Annotated in this window: 14 protein-coding genes; all 14 read right to left on the bottom strand. The window is 56.2% G+C overall.

Annotated elements, in window-relative coordinates; all coding sequences use genetic code 11:
• Positions 1–199: 199 nt before the first annotated feature.
• The gene (locus ACY692_RS04740; RefSeq protein ID WP_462324194.1) at positions 200–955 is read right to left on the bottom strand and encodes a Rossmann-like domain-containing protein; all 756 of its coding nucleotides are present in this window, start codon (positions 953–955) and stop codon (positions 200–202) included.
• A gap of 22 nt (positions 956–977) precedes the next feature.
• The gene (locus tag ACY692_RS04735) at positions 978–1,784 is read right to left on the bottom strand and encodes a hypothetical protein (protein WP_462324193.1); all 807 of its coding nucleotides are present in this window, start codon (positions 1,782–1,784) and stop codon (positions 978–980) included.
• A 278-nt stretch (positions 1,785–2,062) separates the two neighbouring features.
• On the bottom strand, positions 2,063–2,818 hold the full coding sequence (locus tag ACY692_RS04730; RefSeq protein ID WP_462324192.1) for a hypothetical protein: 756 nt from the start codon (positions 2,816–2,818) through the stop codon (positions 2,063–2,065).
• Positions 2,819–2,821: 3 nt separating this feature from the next.
• The gene (locus ACY692_RS04725; protein WP_462324191.1) at positions 2,822–3,340 is read right to left on the bottom strand and encodes a nucleoside-triphosphatase; all 519 of its coding nucleotides are present in this window, start codon (positions 3,338–3,340) and stop codon (positions 2,822–2,824) included.
• Positions 3,337–4,122, bottom strand: a complete 786-nt coding sequence (locus ACY692_RS04720; protein WP_462324190.1) for an ABC transporter ATP-binding protein — start codon at positions 4,120–4,122, stop codon at positions 3,337–3,339. The genes ACY692_RS04725 and ACY692_RS04720 overlap by 4 nt, the downstream gene beginning before the upstream one ends.
• Positions 4,113–5,225, bottom strand: a complete 1,113-nt coding sequence (locus ACY692_RS04715; protein ID WP_462324189.1) for a FecCD family ABC transporter permease — start codon at positions 5,223–5,225, stop codon at positions 4,113–4,115. Before ACY692_RS04715 ends, ACY692_RS04720 begins: the two co-directional genes overlap by 10 nt.
• Positions 5,200–6,234 (bottom strand): ABC transporter substrate-binding protein, encoded by a 1,035-nt coding sequence (locus tag ACY692_RS04710; protein WP_462324188.1) that lies wholly within the window; start codon positions 6,232–6,234, stop codon positions 5,200–5,202. Before ACY692_RS04710 ends, ACY692_RS04715 begins: the two co-directional genes overlap by 26 nt.
• 298 nt (positions 6,235–6,532) lie before the next feature.
• A complete protein-coding gene (locus ACY692_RS04705) occupies positions 6,533–8,614 on the bottom strand; it encodes a TonB-dependent receptor plug domain-containing protein (RefSeq protein ID WP_462324187.1) in 2,082 nt (693 codons plus the stop codon).
• A gap of 158 nt (positions 8,615–8,772) precedes the next feature.
• Positions 8,773–9,960, bottom strand: coding sequence for a tetratricopeptide repeat protein (locus ACY692_RS04700; RefSeq protein WP_462324186.1), 1,188 nt, complete (start codon positions 9,958–9,960; stop codon positions 8,773–8,775).
• 8 nt (positions 9,961–9,968) lie between these two features.
• Positions 9,969–10,667 carry an energy transducer TonB gene (locus ACY692_RS04695; RefSeq protein ID WP_462324185.1) on the bottom strand — a complete coding sequence of 233 codons (699 nt, stop codon included), beginning with the start codon at positions 10,665–10,667 and terminating at the stop codon, positions 9,969–9,971.
• Entirely contained in the window at positions 10,664–11,077 is a 414-nt protein-coding gene (locus tag ACY692_RS04690) for an ExbD/TolR family protein (RefSeq protein ID WP_462324184.1), read from the bottom strand. The genes ACY692_RS04695 and ACY692_RS04690 overlap by 4 nt, the downstream gene beginning before the upstream one ends.
• Before the next feature lie 543 nt (positions 11,078–11,620).
• Positions 11,621–12,208, bottom strand: coding sequence for a MotA/TolQ/ExbB proton channel family protein (locus tag ACY692_RS04685; protein ID WP_462324183.1), 588 nt, complete (start codon positions 12,206–12,208; stop codon positions 11,621–11,623).
• A complete protein-coding gene (locus ACY692_RS04680) occupies positions 12,208–13,737 on the bottom strand; it encodes a MotA/TolQ/ExbB proton channel family protein (protein WP_462324182.1) in 1,530 nt (509 codons plus the stop codon). Before ACY692_RS04680 ends, ACY692_RS04685 begins: the two co-directional genes overlap by 1 nt.
• Complete coding sequence (locus ACY692_RS04675; RefSeq protein ID WP_462324181.1) at positions 13,730–14,497, bottom strand: DUF3450 domain-containing protein; 768 nt, start codon at positions 14,495–14,497, stop codon at positions 13,730–13,732. Before ACY692_RS04675 ends, ACY692_RS04680 begins: the two co-directional genes overlap by 8 nt.
• Positions 14,498–14,519 lie beyond the last annotated feature (22 nt).

The following is a 14,519-nucleotide window of genomic DNA, read 5'->3' as shown; positions in this document are numbered from 1 at the left end:
ATCGTCAATATCTACGCACTACGAATTTGTTTTTAATCAACTGTTTTGATTTACCGGTTTAAACATCAGCATAACAGCAATGATGGCGCAAACTCCGTCATCCCGGCCTTCGCCGGGATGACGCGTAGAGGCGGGATGACGTCTGGAGCGAGGAGCTATCTTGATGTGACATCAAGCCCCGGCCTTTGCGTGTTCTGCTCTATTTCCCCAATCTGCAATTCACCTTGTCGATATTCCTCTTGAACAATTGCATCCCCCCGCCTTCGCTGACGATCTGCAGAATATTCTTTGGCTGGGTGACGATGATCCCCGAGAGCACGGTCACCGGGGTCCCGGCAAAGACCTCGGGCAAAAGCGGGGTCGAGGCTCCGAGCATGATCACGTCGCGGCAGTTGGAGCAGGCCTCGAGGATGGTGTCCACGCTGTGGTTGATGATCGAGGTTGAGGTGACCACGGCCACCTGGCATCCAGGCAGGATGTCCATGGCAGCGTCGGCCGGCAGGGTGTTCGGCCCGCGGTCCTGTTTTTCAAAGATGTCCAGACGGCCTGTGCGTTCCCGGAGTTCCGGGATGACCGGGGCGAAGAAACCGACCATGCCCACATGGTCGTCCGGATACAGGTCCACGTTTTCCAGAATGTCGCCTCCGCGCATGTCCGGTGACGGGGTGTTGGACAGGGCGTTGCTCGTGGCGATGGCCACGGCCGATTCGATGGGACCGGCCGCGTCGAGCATGCTCAGGACCCCGGCTGCGGGTTTGCCCTGCAGGGGGCGTAATCCCTTGAAGACGGTGCAGCCCCCTTCGGCGTCCTTGTGGAAGGTGCAGGCAACGCCGGTCTGGCCGTTATCCAGCCGGACGGCCGTGTAGCCGAGTCCGATGCGCACGTCGGCCACGGTTCTGTCCTTGGCCAGGGTCAGCGCATGTTCCTTGAGTCGGGTTCTGATGGTTGGTGACATGGGGTTTTCCTTGTTCGGGTAATTATTGTTGATCCCGCCGTTGCACCGGTTTCTTCCAGGTGATGAGTACGTACCACCCAAGGCTTGCGATCATCAATGCGTAGACGACGAAAAACGGTGTGGCCAGGGGATTGCGGACCATGATCATCAGCGCCCCGAGTTTGTTATCCTTTTTGGGCCAGACAAAGGTTTTCAAAACGATGTGCAAAGACCCGTGGTCAAAAGGTGCCAGGATTCCGGCCTTTGAACGGGCGATGATCCGACTGTTTTTGAGCAGGGTCAGGACGGCATGGTTCCCGTGGAAATGGACCCTGTCCCGGGTCATCTTGAGGTGTTTGTCGTGTTTGGGAAGGCGCAGCAGGGCTGGGTCGTCGAGAAAGACCAGGGAATCCATGCGCAGGGAATAGCCGTCGCCGATCACTTTGGTCTGGCCGGGAAACATGACCGTGGTTTGGTACTTGTCGCCGATGACCATGCTCAAGCCATGGCCCAGCATGACCAGGATGACCAGGATGTGGATCACCGCGAGGAGGTTTCTGGACAGTCTGGCCGTATGGAACATGGGCAGGATGCGTTGCCAGATGCACAGAGAGGTGTTCAGGAGCAGGGCCCCTGCGATGAGGCAGAGTCCGATAAACCATGCCAGGATGACCGGGTGTCCCAGAGCATCCTGGGCCAGCCACACGGCGACCATACGTCCGTTCAAGTCATTGAAGATGTCGTGGTACGGACCACCCTTGGCGGCCAAAAGGGTTCCAAGACCCATCCAGGCGACAAGAGCCGTGATGGCCCAGAACGCGAAATGCAGGGAAGAGAGTCGTTTGAGCATGGAAGTGTTTTGGTTGAAAGGTTATGAACGGTGCATACCGTGATTACGTTGTCGTAGCAGTGGCGATTGAGGGAGCTCGTCCCTGGGAACGCCGAGCGTCTGCTCGGCAGCAGGTGATACTTCTGCGCAGGTGTGGGCCACGCGATACCCTGGATATAGCCAGGAATATTTTTCTCCCTGCGGCTCCTGAGCTGCCCCAAATGCCGAGCAGACGCTCGGCGTTCCCAGGAAACGGATTGTCAACCGGGCGGCATGGGGAATGGCGATGCGGCGGTTATCTATTCCATAAGCTGCCGGACAAGTACGCACACCACAATGAACAAACACGTAAACGAGCCGACCATGGATGTCAGCCGGGCATGCAATTTCCATTTTGCCGGCAGATGCAGTCCGAGCATGATCAAGAGAAAGAACATGGTCGACCGGAAAAAGTTCCCGCTCCAATGCCAGGAGTCGCCCCAGCCGGCATAACACCACATGGACCCGGCGAATTCACTGACCAGAAAGACCACGGATCCCAGAAGCAGAAAATTGCGTCCCCGGGCCTCGTCTTGGGTGCGGACGGCAATGTGGTCACCTGCCGTCACGGCGGTCATATAGCAAATGGCTGCGTCGGCGAAAATTCCCAGAGCGGTCAGGCGGCAGAAGAAAAAGCAGGCCACAAGCGGGCTGGAATAGACGAAAAAGTTGGGTTGGGGCATGATATCGGATCGGAAGACAAGGGGAAGCAGAAGCAGGGTGGTACCGACTCCGGTGATCAGGGCCCGGCGTTCCGATCCACTGTTGGATGCATCCGGGAAGAGTTCGAGCAGACCGATGATAAAGGCCGTATATGTCAACGCTTCAAAGGCTCCGAACAGGGGAAGACGCTGCATGGTCCAGACGAGCAGAAGGACGAGCACACCGCAGAGTACTGTTCCTATGGTTTGGGCCATGCGTGCCGTTTGGTAAGAAACGATCCGGACCATGGGAATGGAGATGGCAAAGCAGCCCAGTGCCAGGTAGGTGATGGTGGAATACAGCGGTTGGGTCATGGTTTATCTCCCGATACACGCTATGAGGGTTTGCAGCGCGGTTGGATCATTGACCGATACGATGGTTGGTTCCTGGAGATGCCATTTGAGGGATACCGGCCCAACGAGTTCCCGCCTGACCACCCAGAGATGAGCGGGGTGGTCCAACTGGAGCAAAGGAGAAAGGCGCGGAGCCCATCCCTTGTTCGTCATTTCCAGCCTGCCCACCTCGTCCACGCATATGACATCGGCGTTTTTGCATCTGGCCGGATCAAGGGCCCTGTTCCCGGCCTCCATGCCTTTCTTGAAAAAGGTGAACGGGATCGTCCCCGGTGCTGCCAGAAGATTGCGTCGGGCCAGTGGCGTAGACTGACCCGTTGCCAGATCGATGAGATCGAACCCCTCTCGCAGGTCGTTCTTCCACAATCCCTTGGCCAGAATTCCGGCTGTCCTGATACCGGAAAGTCTGTCCAGACATTCGGCAAGAAGAGTTGATTTGCCTTCCTGGGGCGCGCCGGTGAGGATGATTTTTTCCGGACTCATGCGGTCACACTCGCGGGCAGGAACACGTGTCGGTCCGTACCGATGGCGATTTTTTTGAGTTCTGTCTCATAGAGATCGCTCAGATTGTCTTCGGTCATGATTTCTCCGACCGATCCCTGGGCCACGATGCGTCCATACTTGAGAAGCACGACGCGATCGGCGAACAGGGTGGCCATGTTCGGATCGTGCATGGAGGTGACCACCCGGGTTGTGCGTTCCCGGCACAGTGCCTTGATGCGTTCCAGGAGGCGGTATTGGTTCTTGAAATCCAGGTGGTTCGTGGGTTCGTCCAGGAGCAGGGTGGAAGGATCCTGGACCATGGCCCGGGCCACCAGGGCGAGCTGGCGTTCCCCGCCGGAGATGCGGTTGAAATTTCTGGGGGCGAGTTTCCGGGCCCCGAGCATGGCCAGTGCTTTTTTGGCCATGGCGTAATCCAGTTCCGAAGGGGACTCGTACATCTTGAGGAAGGGGGTGCGCCCCATGACGACCACATCCAGGACGTCAAAGGGGAACATCTCTGTGCGTTCCTGGGGGACCATGCTCACATGCCGGGCGATTTCCCGGGCCGAAGCCCTGGTCATGTCCATCCCGTCCAGGATGAGGCTTCCGGAAGAGGGCTTGAGGATGCCGTTCATGCAGTGCAGAAGCGTGGTCTTGCCCGAACCGTTCCGGCCGAGCAGGGCGCAGAAGCATGCGTCCTCGACCTCGAAATCGATATCCTTCAAGGCATGGTGGGGGCCGTAGTGAAAATGGAGACCGTGGCAGGACAGTGTCATATCCATCCGCTCCCGCGGTTCTTGTACAGCAGGAAGGCGAACAGGGGCGCACCGATGATCGCCGTGATGATACTGATGGGCAGTTCGGCTGCGGTCATTGTCCGGGCGATATCATCGGCCAGGAGCATGAACAGCCCGCCCAGGGTGATGGTCACCGGGATCATGCGTTTGTGGTTGGGGCCGACCAGGGTGCGGGCGATATGGGGGATGACCAGACCGATCCAGCATATCTGGCCGCAGGTGGCAACGGACAGGGCCACGATGAGCGAGCTGATCACGATCAGGAGTATCCGATACATCCGGGGATTGATCCCCAGGGATCTGGCCTGGACGTCTCCCAGGGAAAGAATGTTCAAACGGTATCTGAGCAGGGTGATGAGAACCAGACCCAGTCCGACAATGGGGACCAGGGTGTGAACATCCTGCCAGGTGGCCCGGCTGAAACTGCCCATGGTCCAGAAGACAATGGCCGGAAGTTGATTGTACGGATCGGCCATGTATTTGAGGATCATGACCAGGGCGTTGAAGAACGAGGTGACGACCAGCCCGGCCAATACCAGGATGAGGATGGGTTTGACCCCGACGGCCCTGGCAATGCCCAGGGCCGAGAAGACCGCGGCCAGACCACAGGCAAAGGCGAGTATCCGGACCAGGGCAAAGGAACTGCCCGGCAGGATCAGGGCCAGGGCCGCGCCAAAGGTGCAGCCTGCCGCCACGCCGAGGATGTCCGGGGAAACCAGTGGGTTGCGGAAAAGTGCCTGGTACACGGCGCCCGAGCCAGAAAGCCCCATGCCCACGAGTATGGCCAGGATGCACCGGGGCAGGCGGACCTGGAAAAAGACCAGGGATTTGGAGAAGAGCGCATTGTCCAGGGGGGTGCCGGCCAGGGACGACCAGATGATGGTTCGGATTTCGTCCGGGGCAATGTCCAGTCTGCCCGTGTGCAGAGACATGACCGCCAGGATGATGAGTCCCCCCATGGCCGTATATTGCAACCGGCGATACCCTGTAGCCCCCAGGGTGGTCTTGTGGGGATCGAGAACCCGGCGGCCTCTGCAACGTGTCACCAATCGGTGGAGGGGATTATTGCGGAACGACTCGGTCGCCAAGAGAGCCTCCGAGATCGGTGAGTGTCTTTCCGAACAGGGTCATATAGAAATTGTCGATGCGTTGCTCGAGTTCGGCCTCGGAAAAAAGATCCGGATAGAGCCGGGTGGCACACCAGACAACCCCCAGCGTGGACAGAGGAGAGGGAAAGTCCCAGGGGACGTTGTTTGTTGGAAAAATATAGACCTGCTTGTCGGCAATGGCCGTGACCCCCTGGAGTTCCTTGCGGGCCAGAACACCGGTCAGGGCTTTCCTGGTGTTCCCGGTTACGGCCACAAAATCCGGATCCCAGGAGATAAACTGTTCCGGAGAGATTTGTTTGAAATATCCGGTAAAGGCATGGGAAACATTGATCCCGCCGGCTTTGACGAAGATCTCGCTCTGGAGCATTTCGCCGGAAGCCGTGGAGAAGAATCCGCGTGACCCTGCATAGTAGCAACGTTTTCGTTCGTCTTGGGGGATGGACGCGACACGTTTTTGGACATCACCAATGATTCCAAGGCACAAATCGACCACCTTGCGCGCATGATCTTCGACCCCGGTAGCCTGACCGATGAGCAGCAGGGTCTGGTCCAGCTTGGCAAAGTCTTCGGGCAGGATGACGATGGCGGGAATGCCCAGCCCCACCAGACGGTCGGCCAGGGCAATACCGTCTTTTTGGGCGTACATGATGACCAGGTCGGGCTTGAGGGCCACGATGGTCTCGATATTCAGCCCGGCGCTCTTGGTCCCCACACCGGCAGCCTTGGCAATGGGGGGATACACGCCCGTAGTGAAGGGCTCGTACCGGCACTCGTTGTCCACACCGACCAGATGGTCTGCCAGCCCGAGGCAATACACGGACAGTGTCGAGGGCTTGAACGTGGTCACGATACGTTCCGCCTTCTTGGGAATGAACACCTTGCGCCCGACCATGTCGGTCACGGTCCACCCGGCCAGGGCCGGGGCGGCGAGAAGGAGGGTGAGAAGGAAAGAGAGACAAAGAGCTCGTGGGCGGGGAAAGGTGTTCACAGCTGGGTCCTTGTAATGGAGATGAAATGATATGCAGAGTATCCAACCTTTTTCAGGCAGGTATTTTTTTCCTGGGAACGCCGAGCGTCTGCTCGGCATGGAATGATATGCCGGGGTAAGAACCGATAACGGTGTATGATCAACATCTATATCAACGCCCCAAATGCCGAGCAGACGCTCGGCGTTCCCAGGGATGAAGCGATGCTCTTGCCGGCTGATCCGCATGCAAGCCGTTGTTGATTCTGACGATAATCTCCTCCCCCTCGGATTCGAGAGGGAGGGGGGAGAAGAGCGCATGTTAGATCTTGGCGGACAGACCGACCAGAAAGCTGCGGCCCCGGCCGGGGAAGCTTTCTTCGGAATAGTAGTCCTTGTCGAAGATATTGTTCACCTCGACGTAGCCTTCGAGGTATTCCATGAACTGCTTGGAAAGGCGGCCGTTGAGGAGGAAGTAGTCGTGGAGTTTTGTTTCCGGATCATCCTCATGCCCCGGCGTCTGCACTTCGGAATAGCTTTCACCCATATAGAGACCGCGCAGATCGAGTTTTGTGGTAATGACCGGGAAAAGATAACCGATCCCCATGTCAATTTTATGTTTCGGGATGTTGACCATATGTTTTGATGGGGCCTCATCGCTTTCATTCTTTGCAATGGTGTATGTATAACCAAGTGAAAGGGTCAGGTTCTCAACAGGGTACGCTTTGACGTTGATTTCTGCTCCACTGAAGACAACGTCCGCCTCATTTTGGTATTGCCCGTCGTCATCAAGCCCGTCTTTATTGTAATCTCTAGAAATCCAATTTGAAATATCGCTGTAAAAACCTTCAACACTCGCGTCCAAACATTTGAAGAATGATCGTGAAATTCCAAGTGCGTAATTGATGCTGTGCTCAGCTTCGAGTTCAGGATTGTATGATTTTCCTGAATAAAGATATTGTAATGTAGGAAACCTTGTTTTTCGTGCTACAGATCCGTATAGTTTAGTCGTATCTTTAAACTCATAGCTAAGACCAATCATAGGATTGAATTCATCCATGGTATCTGCTTTTTCGATGTTGTCGTCATTATCATCAATGAAGTCTGATTTTGTTACTTCAAACCAGTCATAACTGGCACCCAAAATACATGTTAAGCCTTCTGTCGGTATGAATTCATTTTCCATTCCGAAAGAACCTGTGTATGAGAATGCGTCGTAGTAATTTGCCTTTTCCGATGTACGCTCTTTGTGGGAATCACCGCGGTAATGAAGCGAGAACCGTGCCGTGTACCACTCCAGAAGATCCATGTCGGTGATTAGAGAGCCCCCGGTCATGTAATCCTTGTATTTGCTGTGGGCGATTGCCTTGTCGTAATCGACGGGATCATCATAGGATACGTAGACATCCTGGTGGTTATGGTAAAAAAGTTTTCCTCGAAGGCTAATAATATCGTTCACCTTCTGTTTGCCGCTCAGGTCGATTCCCCAGTCGATGTCGTCATCGTCTTTTCCAAACCCTTTTGAAAAATTATCCGGATTCTCGTCGCCGAAATTTAACACTTTAACAGAATCCACATTTGCGGGCATGTCATGCTCGCTGGAGATGTAGTGGAAGGTGGCAAAATATTGGGATTCGTCGTTGGGCACGAAGCCGACACGTGTCCAGAGGGCATCTGTTGTGTACGCAGAATTGTCTCGGAATCCTCCATCTTCGATGATGGCGTCACCAGACTCGTTGTTGGGGTCAGGTTTGTGCTTGATGTAACCTTCGTGCGTTTCGTAGTCATCGGACATCCGCCAGCCGTCGGTATGCTGCCTGCTGTAACTCAGCCAGTAATTGAGGACACCGAATTGAGCGCCATGGGAAACGTTCGCGATGTAGGTGTTGTGTTCCCCGAATCCCACATTGGCCTCAGCCCATGGCTTTTCCGTTCCCTGCTTTGTGATGATATTGATCACACCGGCTTCGGCGTTTGCTCCATACAAAACCGAAGGGGCTCCCTTGATGACCTCGATTTTAGAAACAACGTTGGCAGGGATCTTGTTCAGGTCCAACTTGCCATAGTTCGTTTCATAGTAGGGTATACCATCAATCAAAACGAGAACCTTGCTCGAATCAAACCCATGCATTGAGACACTCGGCTTATTCTTCGTCCCGGTCGTCACCACAATCCCGGGCACGTACTGCAATGCCTCGGCAACCGTCTTGGCATTGGTGGCCTTGATCTCTTCGGCCGTGATATCGTTGGTGATGGCTACATCCTTGACCCCGGGTTTATCACCGGTGACGACCATTTCTCCCAAGGTATACACGTCCTCTGCCGATTTGTCTGCTGCCCAGGCCGTGGGGCATGACAGCCCGACAGCCAGGACAAGGAATAACCATGTGCTTACTGATTTCATCGGATTTTACCTCTCCATTATTGGTGTAAATTGTGACCCTGAAGACATATGAGTCAATGTTGACATGAATGGTTTCAGGTAGGGGAACTTGCAATTCCATGTCAATAGGGTTTCACAAAAAAACCAGATATGTTGGGAGAGTTTGGAAGAAATCTGGCCTATTTTGGGGGGTGGTTGTGTTCCAGGAAAAGGGAGATGGATTGGAGAGCTGATCGGGCATGGTTTACAAACCTGTCATTCTTGACATTGGTAAGCCAGGTAGCGGCCTGGTCCCAATCCTGGTTTTCCATGGCGCAGTATCCCATGAGCAACCAGGCTTGGTCACCGTCCTCTGTGTCCATTGCCACGATTGCCTGCAGGGTGGTGATGGCATCCTTGAAACGTCGGGCTGTCATCAACGTCCTTGCCTTGGTCATCAACCGTTCCGCAGTGGGATCCTGGGCAATGGCCAGGTCGATGTAGTGCATACTTTTGTCTATCCGATGGGCGCGCAGATATCCTCTGGCCAGATCGTCGTAATTTCGGGGCTTGGTCGATAATGCCGAACCCTTTTCCAGACACAGGGTTCCCTGCAACGGGGCATTGAGATAAAAATAGAGCGAACCCAATTCCTTCCATTCTTGGGCCGTTGCGTTCCCAATGCTCAGGGTTGTGCGCAGTGCAGCGGCGGCTTGGGCATATCGCTCCTGTTCCGTGCGGATGCCGGCCAAAAGTTTCCAATAGGCCCGCTCCGATGGGTATGCTTCAAGGAAGGATTCCAGGAGTTGGGTGCTACGCTTCAAATCGTGTTGGGCATAACATATCTGGATCATGAGGGTGAGCCATTCCCGGCGAACCGGTTTGGCTGTCTTGATGAGTTGTTCCAAAACCCTGCGGCTCTGCTCGAGCTGTTCGGCCTGATAGAAGGCTATGGCCGATTGGTAGAGCAGTCCGTCTTCTCGGGGGGTGGAGTGTTTATACGCCTTTCCAAAGAGCATCCCGGCTTTGGCAAAGTGCCCCAGTCCATATCTGGCAGCTGCCAGGTTGCGGCACAGAGAGAGATTGTCCGGGTGTTTGTCCAACCCTGCCCGGTACCATGTGGCTGCTGCTCCAAGATCCCCCTGCTGATAGCAGGCATTGCCCAGAACAAGAAAGAACAGGACGGGTTCCGTGTCCGGGTGGTGTTTGAGATAGGAAGAGAGCGTCTCCCGAACCATGGGATAGTCGTCCTTATCCATGGCCTGCTGGGCCCGGTAGAGGACACGCTGCTGGGGAACAGAGAGCCTGTCCTCGGCCCGCGTGCTGCCGGGCACAAGGGTAAGCAAGAGGAAGAGCAAAACTATGGTACGGATGATCATCGATTGCATGGACAGGATCATAGTTTGAAGGAAATGGGCGCGACAACCCAGGTGGCCACGGGTTTATCCTGATAGATGCCCGGTTTGAAGCGCCATTTGGTAATGCAGTCCTTGACCGCCTGGTCAAAGACGCCCTTGGGCTCGGACGAGACAATGGAAATTTTTTCGACCAGGCCCGTGGAGTTGACCAGAAATCGGACCGTGACCTTGCCGGTGATCCCCTGGCGCCGTGCCCTGAACGGATAGACCGGGCGTACTCTGCGTACCGGCATGGGCGGGGTGTCCAGCTCGCCCAGTTCGAAGCCGATTTTTGCCGTTTGGGGAGGACCGGTCTGGATGAAATCCGCCACCGCATCCGGCGGGGGCGGAGCTACCGCCATCCCCGGAGAGATCGGGTTGGCCATGGCCACTTCAAAGGACGGGGCCTTGGACCGTATTTTGGGCTTTGATCGGTGCGGCTCCCGCTGTTTCAGGGAAATGGCCGGCGTCTTGACCGGTTTTTCGGGCTTGGGTTTGGGTTTTTTCACGGTTGCGCGCTTGGTCCGTTCGTCCATGCGCGGGGGCGGGGCCAGAAGGATGGGGACGGTGGACAGCTCTTCCTGTGTGCGGGCCGAGTTGTCCGAAAGAACGGGCGCGATCATGCACATGAGTGCGTTGACAAGGAGGGCCGCTGCAAGAAGCAGGGACCAGAAGGTCAGGTTGTAGGCGAGTTTCATGCCGGTTTTTTGGCTGCAACGCTGATGTTGGTCACCCCTGCCAACCGGCAGGCGTCCAGGATCTGGACCACGATCCCGGTTTCACTCTTCTTGTCCGCCACCACGACCACCGCCCCTTCCGGTGTTTCTGCCAGAAAGCGTTCCATCCGGGTCCGGACCGACCGGACGTCGATGCTCTTCCCCCCGATGAAGATGTGCCCCTCCGCCGTGACCCCGACGATCATATTCGCCTTTTCCTTGGTCACTGCGGTCTTGGCCACGGGACGGTGTACCTCCACCCCGGATTCCTTGACGAAGCTCGTGGTGACCACGAAGAAGATGAGCAGGATGAAGACCATGTCCAGCAGGGGAGCCATGTTGATCTCTGCCCCTTTGGATCTGTTTGCGCGGATATTGCGGATAGATTTCATGGTAGTTTACGTGCGCAGTTCGCAGTGCACAGTGCGCGGGTTGGCGGTACGTTGAAGCCTTTGAAAATCGTTTCTGCAAAGAAGATATGTTGCCTTTTAAACCAAAACCATTTCGAAATATTGGGTTTTTGTTGAACCTTTACTCCGAATGGTGGTCGGTAGGGGCGCCCCCTGCGGGTGCCCTTTTGACGATGATCCCACCTCTGAGGCATTGCCAGAATTAGGCACCCGCAAGGAGTGCCCCTACGATTTGGTTGTCTTGAAGCGAAACCAAGTTCCATTCCAAAAATGACGTATTTCAAACGCGTTGCGGTTTAGGATGCTCCTGCAAAAAGCCGAAAATCGAGGCTCAAGGTCAAAACCATATTTTGTAACAACCTGATTTTACTTAAACCTTTCACCTTAAACCTTAACCCTGCCTGCAAAAATCTATTTTTTGCAGGCACATCGTTTAGATGCATTATCCCTTTCCCCCGTTTTGCCACGAAAGTATCGTCCCTGAGAGAACCTGCGCACTGCGTACTGAGCCCTGCGTACTTTCTCCTATTCCCCTAGCAATCGGATGGCGAAGCGTTGCATCTTGTCGGTCAGGTTTTCGGCCCTGCGGCGCAGGAAATTACCCATGAAAAGGCCGGGTACGGCGATGAAGAGTCCCGTCTGGGTGGTGATCAGGGCCTGGGAGATGCCCGAGGCCATGGCCTTGGCGTTGCCGGTTCCGAATTGGGCCATGACATCGAAGGTGCTGATCATCCCGGTGACCGTACCCAGGAGTCCCAGAAGGGGGGCGGCCGCGGCCAGCACGATGATGGTTCCGATGTATCGCCTTGCCCGTTCCGACTGGGCACTCGCAAGGGATACGGCCAGGGTTATGTCAAAGGATGCGTCCCCGGTCCGTTTGGCGAAGAACCGGTCCATGAGACTTCGCTGCCAGGGCGCACCGGCCGGGCATGCTGCCTGCCGCGAGTTTATGCATTCCCGGAACGGCGTCTCCTTCTGGAACATCCTGCTGAAGGTGACCAGTTTCCTGAAGATGAGTGCCCACATGCACACGGAGACCAGGATCAACGGGGGCATGACCATGCCCCCGTTGTGCAGATAGGTCAGGGATTCTCGGGCGATGTCGGCGAGCATTATTGGCTTTGTTTCCCGTCCAGGATGGCAGCGGCAAAGGCGGTTCCCTTTTCCTCCATGTCGCTGATGAGGGTTTCCACCCGCCGTTGCAGGAAGTGGTGCACGATCATGATGGGGATGGCCACGGCCAGCCCGAGCTGGGTGGTTATGAGGGCCTCGGAGATCCCTCCGGACATCATTCTGGGATCACCGGTCCCGTACAGGGTGATCACCTGGAAGGTACTGATCATCCCGGTGACCGTGCCCAGCAGTCCGAGCAGGGGGGCGATGGCCGCCAAAATGTTCAGGGTGGCCAGAAACCGTTCCATGGGCGGGATTTCCTTGAGGATGGCTTCTTCCAGGGTGGCTTCCAGAACATCCTTGGACGATCCCGCCGCCTCCACACTCCGGGCGATGACCCTGAGGGCCGGAATGCGGGACATGGCCGCGCAGGTTGTTTTGCATCCCTCCCAATCGTTCGCTCCGACCAGGGAGAGGACCTTGGTCATGACCGCCCCCGGCGTGGTTTGTTGTCTGAGCAGGACGACCATCCGCTCAATGGCCAGGAGCAGGGCGATCCCCCCGACGAACAAAATGGGCCAGACAAGCACGCCGCCGGAGCGCAGCCATTGGAGAACGTCCTTTTGCTGGTCGAGTCCCTGCAGGGCAGCGCCCCGAGAGATGTCCAGGGGGATGTCAGCGGACTCTCCGGCAAAGGCGGCCTCTATCTGATTGCGGACTTTCCGGCCCAAAGATGCCGGGACCGCGATCCAGGTTTTGCCGTCCTTTCCGGTGCGCAGGTAGCCGACCCTGCCGTCGTCTAGCCGGTACAGGGCCGTAAATGCTCCTATCCGAAGGACCTCGGCAGATGTTTTGCTGCCATCGGGGCCGACGATCTCCCCCTTGACCGAAGCGATTTTGCCCGTCTCTGCGGCTTCCTGAAAAAAGAGTCCGATCAGACCTTCAATATGTGCAAACCCGGGGAAACGGTCCGTATCCAAAAGCGGGGCAATGGTCTCCACCCGTTGGTCAAAGGCCGGTGAGACCAGACTGTCGTGGATCATGGTATCTGCGTCCCTGGCTGCTCCCCTGACAACGGTTTCCAGGGTCTTGATATCTTCTTGATGTTCCTCGAGTTCGAGGCGGGTCTTTTGTTCCTGGGCCAGGAGGCGGTCGAATTCCTTTTTGTGTGCGTCCAATCGTTTTTTTTCTTTGGCAATGGATGCGTTGAGTTCGGCTTCCAGGGCCTGCAGCTCCTTTTTCTCCCGGGCAATGATCGTTCGGGTGGTTTTGGCGTCCTGGGCAACGGCCTCGGATTCTTTGGCCAGATCCTTATGGATGGTTTTCCAGGCGGCGGAAGCATCGTCCTGGGCCCATGCCGGGCACGTCCAGACCAGAATGAGCAAAAAGGGGAGGAGGGGAAGCATCTGCGCATACATATCCCTACGGGCACTCCCCGCAACCATCTTTGGCATCCTGTATCTGTACCAGTTCTTTGTGGGACAGAGACTGGTCTTCATCAAAAAGGGAACCCGACGTGTCTTACTCATGGTTCCCTCCCTGCACGGGCAGCACCAGAAGCTGGGCGGCCCGTTTGCGGTCGACGATTTGCAGCGCTTGATCCAGCTCCCGTTCGTAATCGGCATCGAGAGGGGTCCATGCTCCGGCTGTTGCGTCGAACCGGGCGATGACATGTTTGTCAATGGACTGGAAGAAGAGCCCGGTCCTGCCTAGACGGAAGATACGTCCCTGGATGGTTTTTCCGTTGAGACTGATGGCCCCGTCCACGGCCTCCAGGGTACGGCCGTAATCCGCCTCCACGTGCAAGGCCTCCAGGACCCGGCGGAGTTTTTCACTCAGACTCAGGTGATAGTCACCAAGGCTCTCCTCGAGAAAGGCGATCCGTCTGGCGCGTTCTTCTGTCAGAAATGGAAGATCTGCGGCCACAAATCCCTTCAGCGTATCGACCGTTTTATCCAGATAGGGCTCCAGGCGCATATTGATCTGTTCCATTTCCTTTTTCCGGGCCTCGAGTCCGGCCAGCTCGGCCCGCTCCTTGTGGATGTACCCCCCGTATTTCCGGTTCTGGTATTCCAGCCAGGTCTTTTCCAGGGTCAGGTCACGGATGCGGGCCTCGATGGAAGCCTTCTGATTTTCCCAGGTTTCCAGATGTTTTTGGGCCTTGGCCTCCACCGCCAGGTTCTGTTGGACCTGCCTTCCAGCCTTGGCAATGTTTGACGCCATGCCCGGGACGAGCGATCCAAATAGCGCAAACAGGGTGCAGAGTATCATGAACGGATTGCGGAACACGCGGTCCTCCTTGAGAAATGTT

This window comes from Desulfoplanes sp., from assembly GCF_054921335.1.
The sequence above is the reverse complement of the archived record's forward strand: the minus strand, read 5'-3'. Positions and strand labels throughout refer to the sequence as shown.

Bases quoted from the DNA above. Each gene is read 5' to 3' on its own strand.
- ACY692_RS04740 (WP_462324194.1), bottom strand. From the start codon at position 955: ATGTCACCAACCATCAGAACCCGACTCAAGGAACATGCGCTGACCCTG.
- ACY692_RS04735 (WP_462324193.1), bottom strand. From the start codon at position 1,784: ATGCTCAAACGACTCTCTTCCCTGCATTTCGCGTTCTGGGCCATCACG.
- ACY692_RS04730 (WP_462324192.1), bottom strand. From the start codon at position 2,818: ATGACCCAACCGCTGTATTCCACCATCACCTACCTGGCACTGGGCTGC.
- ACY692_RS04725 (WP_462324191.1), bottom strand. From the start codon at position 3,340: ATGAGTCCGGAAAAAATCATCCTCACCGGCGCGCCCCAGGAAGGCAAA.
- ACY692_RS04720 (WP_462324190.1), bottom strand. From the start codon at position 4,122: ATGGATATGACACTGTCCTGCCACGGTCTCCATTTTCACTACGGCCCC.
- ACY692_RS04705 (WP_462324187.1), bottom strand. From the start codon at position 8,614: ATGAAATCAGTAAGCACATGGTTATTCCTTGTCCTGGCTGTCGGGCTG.
- ACY692_RS04700 (WP_462324186.1), bottom strand. From the start codon at position 9,960: ATGCAATCGATGATCATCCGTACCATAGTTTTGCTCTTCCTCTTGCTT.
- ACY692_RS04695 (WP_462324185.1), bottom strand. From the start codon at position 10,667: ATGAAACTCGCCTACAACCTGACCTTCTGGTCCCTGCTTCTTGCAGCG.
- ACY692_RS04690 (WP_462324184.1), bottom strand. From the start codon at position 11,077: ATGAAATCTATCCGCAATATCCGCGCAAACAGATCCAAAGGGGCAGAG.
- ACY692_RS04685 (WP_462324183.1), bottom strand. From the start codon at position 12,208: ATGCTCGCCGACATCGCCCGAGAATCCCTGACCTATCTGCACAACGGG.
- ACY692_RS04680 (WP_462324182.1), bottom strand. From the start codon at position 13,737: ATGAGTAAGACACGTCGGGTTCCCTTTTTGATGAAGACCAGTCTCTGT.